General features: G+C 45.3%; 8 protein-coding genes. 5 read left to right on the top strand and 3 right to left on the bottom strand.

Annotated features, from left to right (window positions below; translation table 11 throughout):
- The first annotated feature begins 9 nt into the window (after window positions 1–9).
- The 5 genes from B9T16_RS03680 (at window position 10) to B9T16_RS03700 (ending at window position 7,128) form a co-directional block, all read left to right on the top strand.
- Window positions 10–651: a hypothetical protein gene (locus B9T16_RS03680; RefSeq protein ID WP_006617226.1), complete on the top strand. Its 642-nt coding sequence runs from the start codon at window positions 10–12 to the stop codon at window positions 649–651.
- A gap of 25 nt (window positions 652–676) precedes the next feature.
- Window positions 677–1,609 (top strand): DUF1822 family protein, encoded by a 933-nt coding sequence (locus B9T16_RS03685; RefSeq protein WP_410244124.1) that lies wholly within the window; start codon window positions 677–679, stop codon window positions 1,607–1,609.
- Entirely contained in the window at window positions 1,609–3,912 is a 2,304-nt protein-coding gene (locus B9T16_RS03690) for a CHASE2 domain-containing protein (RefSeq protein ID WP_006617224.1), read from the top strand. Before B9T16_RS03685 ends, B9T16_RS03690 begins: the two co-directional genes overlap by 1 nt.
- Before the next feature lie 34 nt (window positions 3,913–3,946).
- Window positions 3,947–4,732 (top strand): DUF928 domain-containing protein, encoded by a 786-nt coding sequence (locus B9T16_RS03695; RefSeq protein WP_006617223.1) that lies wholly within the window; start codon window positions 3,947–3,949, stop codon window positions 4,730–4,732.
- Between the two features lie 317 nt (window positions 4,733–5,049).
- Window positions 5,050–7,128, top strand: coding sequence for a protein kinase domain-containing protein (locus B9T16_RS03700; RefSeq protein WP_035738032.1), 2,079 nt, complete (start codon window positions 5,050–5,052; stop codon window positions 7,126–7,128).
- A gap of 236 nt (window positions 7,129–7,364) precedes the next feature.
- Here B9T16_RS03700 and B9T16_RS03705 read toward each other — a convergent pair whose 3' ends face one another.
- The 3 genes from B9T16_RS03705 to B9T16_RS03715 form a co-directional block, all read right to left on the bottom strand.
- A complete protein-coding gene (locus tag B9T16_RS03705) occupies window positions 7,365–8,039 on the bottom strand; it encodes a Uma2 family endonuclease (protein ID WP_062945685.1) in 675 nt (224 codons plus the stop codon).
- 367 nt (window positions 8,040–8,406) lie between these two features.
- Complete coding sequence (locus B9T16_RS03710; protein WP_410244125.1) at window positions 8,407–10,881, bottom strand: ATP-dependent Clp protease ATP-binding subunit; 2,475 nt, start codon at window positions 10,879–10,881, stop codon at window positions 8,407–8,409.
- Between the two features lie 336 nt (window positions 10,882–11,217).
- Window positions 11,218–12,072 carry an META domain-containing protein gene (locus tag B9T16_RS03715; RefSeq protein ID WP_006617325.1) on the bottom strand — a complete coding sequence of 285 codons (855 nt, stop codon included), beginning with the start codon at window positions 12,070–12,072 and terminating at the stop codon, window positions 11,218–11,220.
- Window positions 12,073–12,366 lie beyond the last annotated feature (294 nt).

Consider the following 12,366-nt stretch of genomic DNA (forward strand, 5'->3'; position numbering starts at 1 on the left):
TTTACTTAAATGATTAATGGCCAATTACAATCGCTCATTACCGAGACTTGTCGCCACCCTCCCGGAAGCCTAAAACGCCAGCAAGGGTTAACTCAACTGTATCGAATGATTGTCAAATCAGGCAAGCTATGGCGAGAAAATACCCCCTATTATGAGGAAGTCTGGCAACAAACTTGGCTATATTTTTGCCTAAATCTCTGTGAAGCCACCACCGGGAAAGATAAATATGATAGCGATCGCAGTAGCATCACCACCTGGCTAAATGTTTACCTAAAAATGCGCCTCAAAGATAGGGCTATTAAACACCAAAACCAGAAACAACAAATGGTTTCGGCTTCACAACCGCTATATGATGATGACACCCTCACCTTTTTGGATACCTTTGAAGCCCCCCCAGATATCCCGCCGATCCTGCAAGCTACCCGCAAGTGGGCGGAAACTGACCCAGAGGGAGAATTGCAGCGTCTCCAACTCCGGGGTCGAAAAGATGTTACCTGTCAACTGTTGATTTTACGTCGTTTACCCCCCGAAACTACCTGGGAGGATCTTTCCGCAGAGTTGGGTTTACCAGTTTCTACCCTCAGCAGCTTTTATCAGCGGAAATGTCTGCCACAATTGCGTAAATTTGGCGAATCAGCCGGATATCTATAAAGAGGTCATTCAACCAATAACAATTATGGCTAATCATACCCAACAAACCGAAAATTCTGCCTTACCCATGTTGATCGGCACAAATTCGCGCCGCCTCGCCCAACAATTTGCGAGGGAACAACCCAATCGCCAAAAAGCTGAACAGGTTTATTTTAACACTCTGGCGGTTTGTGTGGTGCGTAATTATTTGGAGTGGATGGGAATTGCTACCCAACTCAATGCTGGTGATAGTTGGAATCCGATCGCCCGCTTGGCTAGTGATGTGGCAGATCTACAGGTGACCGGATTGGGGATTCTCGAATGTCGTCCGATCCGCGAAAATCAGCAAATTTGCCGAATTCCCCCGGAAGTTTGGGGCGATCGCATTGGCTATGTAGTCGTGGAAATTGAAGATTCTTTAAAAGCCGCCAATATTCTGGGATTTATTCATAGCATCGATCGCCCAGACATCCCCCTGAGTCAGTTGCAACCCGTAGAAACACTGTTGACCACTTTATCTGGGTTGCGTCGGCAGAATTTGGTCAACCTTAGTCAGTGGTGCCAAGGAATCTTTGGGGAAACGTGGCAGGATTTGGGCTCAATATTTAGCACTCCAAATCTCGCCTATAATTTTCGCACTTCTCCACCAGATAGACAAGCTGAGATAGAAAGGGGAAAATTGATTGATTTGCAAATGCAGTTGGGCAGTCAAATGGTAGTATTGTTGGTGGCGCTAACACCAGAATTTGATACTATGGCAGTCAGAGTGCGACTTTATCCCCCTGATGGAGAAATTTATTTACCGCCGAATTTGCGGTTAGCATTACTATCAGACCAGGCAGATACTTTACAAGAAGTGCGATCGCGCCGTCATGATAATTATATCCAACTGCCCCGATTTACCGGAGAAACGGGGGAACGCTTTTCTATTCAAGTTGCCCTAGAAAATGCCATGATTATAGAGAACTTTGCTATTTAATGACCAGTCCCAAAAAACCAACTATTGTTGTCATTAATCTAGGATATGGGAATTTGCTATCCGGTTTTCCCCATGTCACCGCCCTACTTTGGGAACCGGAAAATCCCCGTCCCCTAAAATTTACTGGCGCGTTACCTCCCGCCCAGGAATTAGATGGGATTTATCGTCGTTGGAATTTGATTTATCAAGCACTTTATCGCCGTCCAGGATGGCATCCCCGCATCAAAATAGATCGGGAAGATATCACCAATGTTTCTCAGGTAGAATTTTCGGATATTTGCCAGCAGTATCTTCAGGTTATTAATGAGTGGCTGGGTGCTGAGAAATTTAGAAATATCGATCGCCAATTGCGATCGCATCTCAACCAGAATGACGAAATCCAATTAATTCTGGAAACTGATGATGAATTAGTGCGGCGTTTACCTTGGCATTTTTGGGATTTTTTGTCTGATTATCCCCAAGCCGAAATTGCTTTAAGCGCCCCAGAATATCAGCGAGTGCAGAAGTTAAACCGAAGAAAACAGATTAGAATTTTAGCTATTTTAGGCAATGATAACGGCCTCGATCTGGCGGAGGATCGCCAAGTTTTGTCAGAAATTGCCGATGCGGAAACTGTTTTTTTGGTTCAACCTTCCCGTCAGGAAGTTGACCAACATTTATGGGATGATCGCGGTTGGGATATTTTATTTTTTGCCGGTCATAGTGAGAGTGAAGAAAATGGTAACGGGGGTTTATTGTCGATTAATGCCACTGATAAAATCGGCATTTCTCATCTAAAATTAGCCTTAAAAACGGCTATCAGCCGTGGCTTACAACTAGCGATTTTTAATTCTTGCCAGGGGTTATCCTTAGCTGCGGAATTTGCTGATTTACATATTCCCCAAATTATTGTGATGCGAGAACCCGTGTCGGATCGGGTAGCCCATGTCTTTTTAGTCGGATTTATTCAGGCTTTTTCTAGGGGTTATTCCTTTTACTTGGCAGTGCGACAAGCCCGGGAACGTTTACAGGGTTTAGAAGATAAATTTCCCTGTGCTAGTTGGTTGCCAATTATCTGTCAAAATCCCGCCGAATTACCGATAGTTTGGCGACAGCAACAGCCCCCAATAAAACCTGCTTTTTCCCAAGGGCGCGATCGCACTTTTTGGTTAAGCAGTTGGGGGATAGCTTTAATAATTCTAATTATCCGCCAATTGGGAATTTTACAAGGGGGGGAATTGAAACTCTATGATCACTTAATGCGATCGCGTCCTCCCGAACCACCCGACCCCCGAATTGTAGTCGTTGAAGTGACGGGAAATGATGTACAATCACGACAAGAATATTCTATCTCTGATGGCACGATTAGTCAAGTATTGCAGCAATTAGAACCCCATCAACCCAGGGCGATCGGGTTAACCATTTATCGAGATTTTCCCGTCCCTCCTGGGGATGCAGAATTGCGAACACAAATGCAGCAACAAGACAATTTATTTGCTATCTGTAGTTTCCCCCGGGCTAATGAACCCGCTGTGCGATCGCCTGATGTCATCCCCAATAATCGCTTAGGATTTGATGATGTCCTCGTCGATCCTGATGGAATTTTGCGACGACACCTATTTTTTATGAGAGCTAACTCCGACTGTAACACGGGTTTTTCCTTGAGCTTTCAATTAGCCCGAAAATACCTAGCGGCTGAGAATATTTTTCCCGATAATCAAGGTAATCAAAACAACCCCTTACAATTAGGCGAAGCGATTTTTAAGCCCCTGGGAAATACCCATAGCGGAGCATACAAAAATCTACCGACAGGGGGATGGTATGTGATGTTAAATTATCGTTCTTTTCCCATAGCCAGAACTCTGACCCTAACCCAAGTTTTGCAGGGAGATTTTGACCCTAACCTAGTCAAAAACAGAATTGTGCTGATTGGTTTTACCAGTAGAGTCAACGCTAAATTTTTTAGCACTCCCCACCGCGCCGGACAATCTCCCTCTGATCAAGTACCAGGAGTGATGGTGCAAGCACAGATGGTCAGCCATATTCTCAGTGCGGCCCTTGATGGTCGTGCCCTGATTGGGGTATGGGTTTGGTGGCAAGAAGTGATTTGGGTGGTAGTGTGGTCAATGGCCGGAAGTGCGATCGCATTGTACATCGGCAACAGTGACATCGTGATGATTACAGCCATCGTCATAGCGATCGCCATTCTATATATCCTCTGCTATCTGCTACTGCTTCAAGGCACTTGGGTTCCCCTCCTCCCCCCAGCATTGACATTGGCGATCGGTCCTTTTTTGCGTAAATTTCTCCCCCCATTGCGATAAGTAAATATAACCCCAACTACCCAGGAGTAGCAGCTTGTCCAGTCCTTTAAGAAAACCGCCGCAACCCGGCAAATTGCAGTTATCCATCGCCTTGATTCTCCTAATCGCTATAGTGCCAATACAGCGAGTTTACGGCACTTATAGCAGGGAATTACGCCCGGAAAATCATCAATTCCCATTACCCGATGTCCTGGTTGCCACAGCCTTTGATGCACCAGACCCCCAACCCCCAGAAGATCGCGAAGGTTCTGGGAGTCGCACCTCCTGTCCCGCCGTGGATAAACCTCTGACCGCATTAATTCCCAGTCAAGTGAACTACACCCTATCGGGACATCCCACATTCTGGTTTTATGTGCCTTATTCCTCGGAGCTGACCCGTGAGGTAGAATTTGTGGTCTTGGATGAACAAGAAACCCAAGTTTACCAAACCGTGGTCAGGATTACCGACACACCGGGAATTGTGAGTTTCCGCCTACCGGAAAGCCTCCCCCCCCTGGAAATTGGCAAAAAATATTTGTGGCAATTCTCCTATCGATGCAATCCGAGAATTCGGGCTGAGGATGACTATGTACAAGCAATGGTGGAAAGAGTTGCCCCCTCAAGAACCCTAACCAGTCAGCTAGAAGTGGCAACAACACCCATGCAGCGGGTGGAAGTCTATGCGGCGAATGGGTTATGGCACGAAACTCTAACCACTCTCGCTGAATTGCGTCGCGATAATCCAGGAAATGCAGATATCGCAGCCGGGTGGACGGAACTTCTGGAATCGATTGGTTTGGGTCATCTAGCGGTGGAGGCGATCGGGGGTTGTTGTCGTTAGTCTCGACGGGAGAAACGGGGTTTCTGGGCTGTTTGAGGATTAACCCCAAAAATTTTTCCCAATTTGCGTAAAAGTTATCCGCGAAGGCGATAGGTAAGTGTAACCTGCAATTTCAGGAGTGATGCCGATTGTCAATTTACAAGCGATCGCGCCCTGCTTATGTATTCAGGAAATTCAGTAAAAATACTGATGTCTGGAAACATAAGAACGGCTTTAATGGATAATTAACAGAACTTATGATTAACGTTAAAAGGCGATCGTTCCCTCTGTCCAGTCCGTCCCACTCACCGAATCAGCCCCAGCCAAGAGTAGCGATCATGCAAACGCCCTTAAATAATCAGCATCAACTTATAAATGGTCGCTATCAAGTTATAAAATCCCTAGGAACCGGTAGTTTCGGCGAGGTATTCCTGGCACAAGACACCCAGATGCCCTTGCAGCAAAACTATGTGATCAAGCAACTCAAGCGCCAAGTTCAACGCCAGTTTAACAATATTGTGAAAGAACGATTCCGGCAGGAAGCGGCAACATTGCAAACTTTGGGGGAGCATAACCAGATTCCTCGGTTGTACGCTTACTTTGAGGAACTGAACAAGTTTTACTTGGTGCAGGAGTATATCGAGGGTGAAACACTAGAAGCGAAGGTGCAAAGGGAGGGTAAACTCAGCGAAAGTGCCGTGAGGGCAATTTTGACCAGTCTGTTGGGAGTGCTTCAATACATACACGACAAGCAAATAGTCCATCGCGACATCAAACCGGACAATATTATTTTGCGCCAGGAAGATGGCAAGCCAGTGTTGATTGACTTTGGTGCCGTTAAGGAAGCCATGAGTACCCAGCTCAATACCCAAGGAAATGCGGTTAACTCGATTGTAATTGGTACTCCTGGGTTTATGGCTTCTGAACAGGCAATCGGTAGACCTGTTTATTCTAGTGATTTATATAGTTTGGGACTGACGGCAATTTATTTGTTAACAGGTAAGCTGCCGCAAGATTTGGCGATCGACCCGGGGACGGCAGAAATCCTTTGGCGACAAGATGCACCAGAAGTCAGTGGCGGTTTAGCCAATGTGTTAGATAAAGCAGTTCGCACCCGCGCTGGCGATCGCTACTCTAGCGCCGCAGAAATGCTCAAATCTCTTACGAATACACAGATGCAGCCCAATAATATTCCCGCTTCTGTACCACAACCCACATCAACACCAACATCACCAAAACGTGGGCTATTGGTTCTATCGACAATTGTTTCTATAGTTGTTCTAGGGTTGGGGTGGCGATCGCTTCCCTACCTGTGGAAACCGAAAGTACAAGCCCAATCCTTAACAATTGGCAGTTTAAGCAATCCCAAGTACAACACCGACCTAGTAGATTATTTACGACAAGAGTTAATCCCCAGTAATTTTATTGATTTTTTTCTGGGTAAAAAAGTAGACTTGGCGATCGATGGTGACCATAATCTACCTTACCAAGAAGCCAAGGATCGAATAGCCAAGAAAGAGTGGGATGTCGTCTTTACCCTGTCTCCGATCATTTCTGTTGCTGCCCAAGATAACAGTTATACGTTTGCCGCTTTAATGTTTCCTGAACGTCCGCCTTATTATTATTCTGCATTGTACGTCAGAGCGGACAGCCCAATTCAATCTATCAATGACATAACACCAAGCACCGTAATTGCCTTGGGCGGGTTCAACTCAGCATCGAGTTTTTATATGCCCGTTTACGATTTGTATGGCAAAACTCTAACCGTAGATATGGGACACCGAGGGCAGAATATTCGGGAAATGGTGAAGACCGGAAAAGCAGATTTGGGTGCGGGGGCTTTAGGTGATACAGTCAAAAACGATCCAGATATCCGTATCATCCACCTGAGTCGAGCTATTCCGGGTGCAGGAGTATATCTCTCTCCCGAACTTTCAGAATCAGACAAAAAGGTAATCGAAAGAGTTTTGTTCAACGCCCCTCCAGACCTTCAAAAACAAGCCAACTATGGCCCAGGCTCAGAATCAGATTATACCAATTTCAGAGGAATTATCCGGAGAACCGAAGAAATTTTAGTTTGTTCTGATTTTGGGAAGAATCCCGTTAATTTCTTTTGTGCAACTGAGGCGGGTACAGTTTCGACAACAGTTACTCATGGCGGGAATGTGATCAGGGGTCGAGTCAATGGCTGGAGGCGGCCGACTGTTGACACAGTTTGGTTAAATTTGATGGCAGAAGGTAATCAACTTTATCGGGTGGTAGTATCTTCGCAAATTCTCAATCAAGTTCCTGGTGGTACGAATTTGCTGGAACTTCAGAATAAAGAGATTAAAGTTCTGGGAGTAGTCCCGAATCAAATAAGTGATGGCATACTGGAATTAAATATTCAGAATTCAATGGAATTGGAGGTTTTATAAAACAAAATATCTATACCGAGGAATAAATGGGGTATATTCCCCATCATAAGGTTAGTTATCGCGGAGGTTTCCGAAAGCAGGTTTTCTTTTGGGAACGCCCATAAACCCCCCTTCTTTTGGGAAAATTAGGCGATCGCTCATCTGATCCGAACATAACTAAGGCGCGATAATAAACACACCCAGAACACAATCAGCAGATTCCTTTACTTTCTGGGTGTATTCCTCCTCAAAGGGGATTACATAGCATCAGGGTCAATGCCTAATTCCCGCAGTTTTTCGGCGAGGCGGTTAGCGCGTTCTGCCTCCTGTTGGGCGCGTTCTTCGGCTTGTTGGCGATCGCTCTCTAATTCGATATAAGTCGAGAATTTCCGCCCATCGGGACGATACAATTCTAACCCCGACTCCGAGATTTCAAATCGTACCCCTAACCGGGGAGAAATCCAGCCGTTTATAGTTTCAATAAGCGTGAGTTGATTCTCTGTGCGAATCCAGCCACAGCAGTCAATTTTATCGGGGTCATAAATATAGTATTCTTCCACTCCATAACGCTGATAAAATTCCAGCTTTTTCGCCATTTCCGTTAAGGTATTTCCGGGAGATAAGACTTCAAAAACTACTTGGGGGGCGATATTATTTTCCTGCCATTGTAAATAAGACCCCCGTTTTCCTTTCGGTCGTCCCAAGGCTACCATCACATCTGGAGCCACTCGCAGTTTATTGTTGCCTTCTAGGGGATACCAGAGTAAATCTCCGGCTACGAATACGTTAGGGTCATCTTTAAAGAGGGCATCAATTCCCCCTTGAATCGTGACAATCCAGCGGAATTGTTCCGTATTTTCTGCCATAGGTTGACCGTCGCTTTCGGGGTAGATAATTGGGGTTTTGGGGGTGGTTTTAATCTCTGTAACCATGTCGCCTCCTTGGGGTGGGTTGGCTAAAATCAGATGTGGAAAGTTAGAATGAATATGTTGCCTATTTTGAGGTTGATATGCTATTATTAGTATAGCAATGTCTGCCCTAATTGGATTAGAGGGGTTGAGGTATTTGATTGTACCGATGGATATTAGGGGATGCTCAATCGGTAAAATTGTCTAGGGAAAGAATGGGAAACACCCAGATCACAAGAGATAGAGGAAAGTCGGAATCAAAGATTGTGTGGAAATTTGATCGCCTCTGTAAATCTGATGACGATCGCATTATTTAAACGCCGAAAAATCTATAAAAACCATGGCTAAATAAGAGACGAGGGATTATTCCTCGTCTCCCAAGATCAACTACTTAGCCGTTAGTGGTGGCATATTCAGGAAGCCGACGCAGACGTTCTTCACCCGTGATCACTTTGACCTGTCCATCATCATCCAAGTCTACCAAAGCCTGATCACCTGGTTTAAGTGTACCCGATAGCATAGTTTCCGCCAGGACATCTTCTAAGAGGTTCATAATCGCACGACGGAGGGGACGAGCGCCATAATTAGGATCATATCCCACCTCAACAATATGATCTTTAAAGCGATCGCTCACTTCCAAGACAATCTCCTTATCCCGCAAACGAGCAAACACTTCCTCCAACAGGATATCAGCAATCTGTTTAACCTCATCTTTCGTCAACTTACGGAAGACAATAATCTCATCAAGACGGTTAATAAACTCCGGTCGGAAATACTGTTTCAACTCCTCATTAACCAAATTGCGAATTCGAGTATATTGAGCATCTTCCGGTGATTCCTCAAACTCAAAACCGAGACCGCCGCCACCCTTTTCAATCACCTTCGATCCGATATTCGAGGTCATGATAATCAGAGTATTTTTGAAACTGACAGTGCGACCTTTAGCATCAGTAAGTCGTCCATCCTCCAAAATCTGCAATAGCATATTAAAGACATCCGGGTGAGCCTTTTCGATTTCGTCAAACAGAATCACCGTATAGGGACGACGACGCACCGCCTCCGTCAGTTGTCCACCCTCATCATAGCCGACAAAACCGGGAGGGGAACCAATCAGCTTAGAAACTGTGTGGCGTTCCATAAACTCCGACATATCCAAACGGATCATCGCTTCCACGGAACCAAAAAAGTAATAAGCCAAAGCCTTAGTTAGTTCGGTTTTCCCCACCCCGGTTGGACCGGAAAAGATAAAGCTGGCGATCGGTCGGTTGGGGTTTTTCAGTCCCACCCTAGCGCGACGAAGAGCGCGGGAAACAGCGCTAACAGCCTCATGTTGACCGATCAGGCGCTGATGTAGGGTATCTTCCATGTGCATCAGTTTATAGGACTCAGATTCAGTCATTTTAGTGACCGGAATTCCCGTCCAAGCCGAGAGAACATCAGCGATATCCTCTTCGGTAACAATTAAGTTAGTTTTGATGCTAGTTTCCACTTGAGAAGCAGCTTCAATTTGGTCTTTGCATTGCAATTCACGATCGCGCAATTCTCCAGCCTTCTCAAAATCCTGAGCTTGAACAGCCGCATCTTTTTGTTTAACAATGTCCGACAGTTCCACTTTCAGATCTCGCACTTCTGGGGGTAACTTAGAGTGCATCACCCTCACCCGTGAGCCAGCTTCATCAATTAAATCGATCGCCTTATCAGGAAGAAAGCGATCGCTGATATAGCGGTGAGATAGTTTCGCCGCCGCCAAAACCGCCTCATCAGAAATACTCAAGCGGTGGTGTTGTTCATAAGCCGACCGCAACCCAAATAGAATCTCGATAGTTTCCTCAACGCTAGGTTCTCCCACCATTACCGGCTGAAATCGGCGTTCTAAGGCAGCATCACGCTCAATATACTTGCGGTATTCATCCAGAGTCGTTGCGCCGATACACTGCAATTCTCCCCGTGCTAAAGCCGGTTTAAGCATATTAGCAGCATCCATAGTTCCCTCAATAGCTCCCGCTCCCACCAGGGTATGGATCTCATCAATTAATAGGATAATATTGCCACTGGCTTTAATTTCCTGAACAATTTTTTTGAGTCGTTCTTCAAACTCTCCCCGGAAGCGGGTTCCCGCCACCAGAGTTCCCATTTCCAGGCTCACCACTTGTCGGTTTTCCAGAAGTTCCGGCACATTTCCGTTAATAATACGTTGAGCCAGTCCTTCTGCGATCGCCGTTTTACCAACCCCCGGTTCACCAATTAGCACTGGGTTGTTTTTAGTACGGCGACCGAGTATTTGAATCACCCGTTCTATTTCGCGATCGCGTCCTACGATAGGATCTAGCTTTCCTTGAGCTGCTAACTGAGTCAAGTTAGTCGAAAACTCATCGAGGGTAGCCGTTTTGCGCCCCGAACTGCGGGAGGTTCCCCCGGCTGAGGCGGGGACTTCCTCCCCTAAATTCTTAATCAGTTCTGTGCGTAATTGTCGGCGCTCAATACCTAAGTTTTCCAGAACCTTGGCTGCTACACCTTCTTCATCTTGCAACAGCCCTAGCAATATATGTTCTGGCGCAATATAATTATTGCCCAACTGCCTAGCCTCTTTCATCGCCGCCTCAAACACCCTCTTAGCGCGAGGTGTAAACGGAATTTCTGGTGGCATAAAACCAGAACCGCGCCCAATAATAGATTCAATCTCCCGGCGGGTATTATCCAAGTTTAGGTTTTGGTCTGAGAGTACCTTGGCGGCGATACTGGTTCCTTCCCCAATAATACCCAGTAGCAGTTGTTCAGTCCCAACGAAGTTATGTCCTAAACGTCGTGCCTCTTCCTGAGAGAGCATCACGGCCTTGATCGCTTTATCTGAAAAATATTCAAACATTTTGTGCTTTTCCCGTCGAGCTATTGTACTTACCTAACCCTGGGGTGTGCTTTTGGTCCGTGCAGGAGGAACATCACACCACCAAGATTTGTAAACTTTTATGTATTTTGCCTATCCTTACTCTATCGCTACTCTAGCAATAATGTAGTAAGGATAGCCGTAATTTTGCTGAAACGGGGACTAAGGGCTAGGGAAAGGGTTGATCAACCCGTCCCCAATTTTTAGGCCTTACTCAGCCAAGAACTTTACCGTAGCAAAATAATTGCTAACGGATCAACCAGGTTTCTTGGTGGCGGTTGATGTCAAATTAACCGCCTAATTATCAATTATCCCTACTCAATTATCATGCTCAAATACCATGATACCTGAACCTGATGCGTTTTGGAAGGTCATCACCAAATTATTACCATTAGTCCGAAACTCTTGCACCCCCTCTAAAGCCTGCATAAACTGCGATTCTTGAGTCATTAACTCTGGTTCACAAGCCATGGAAGTTGAGGCTAAGGTGGTAATTTCTAATTGCTGGTCTTTCACCTCATAACCACCGATTAAACGATTACAACCACCAGTTCCAGAGATGCGATTTTCGGCAAACTCCAAGGTAACTTCACTATGGGCGACGACATCAATCATAGAGTCAGATTTTGTCCAAAATAACAACCGCCACGGCTTATTTAACATTGAGTCCAAACTGGCTTGCTCATGCTTGGTAAACACCATAAAACCCGACCCTGAATCATTTTGGTAATTCATGATTAAATTATCACCATTTACCCGAAACTCTTGCACACCTTCTAAGGCTTTCACAAATTGGAACTCTTGGCTCATTAAGGGTTCTTCGCAAGCCATTCTCGTGCCACCTACCCCACTAATTTCTAGGCGATTATCATGGACTTTATAGCCTGCCATTAAACGATTACATCCCGCCGAACCACTAACTCCATTTTGGTCAAAAGCTAGGGTGATTTCACTACCAGAAACCACATCAACTAACCTATCAGCTTGACTCCAGAATGAGAGTTTCCAGCTACTATCTGCAATGGGGTGATTCATAGCTATATATTGTTCAGAAATATTTTGATTAAACACTGACCCAGACTGGGCTATCCCTTGATTAGCAAACCATAAGGGAGAAGCGATCGCACAGGTAGCTACGACCATTAAACTCTTCCATTGACTTAGTTTTAACATCTTTTTTCACTCCTTAGCAATTCACGAATTAACCATCTAAGTAGAGGAAATCCTGTGGGTTTCTGACCCACGTTTTTAAATCACACTAACCGTAAATTTGGCATCATCTAACACCAGGAATTATTGGGCTTAAATCTCTGGATGCTGTCAGTTTGCTTAATTTTTTCCATCCATCTTGATGATAAGACATAAGTTGACATCTGCCCTCACCATTTTAGATAATGCGATCGGGTGAGCAAAATAGTGAACAGTATGACCAGGCTCCTCGACCTGTCTTAATGGGGTGTAACTTTA

Source organism: Arthrospira sp. PCC 8006, from assembly GCF_046480465.1.
Classification (GTDB): domain Bacteria; phylum Cyanobacteriota; class Cyanobacteriia; order Cyanobacteriales; family Microcoleaceae; genus Limnospira; species Limnospira platensis.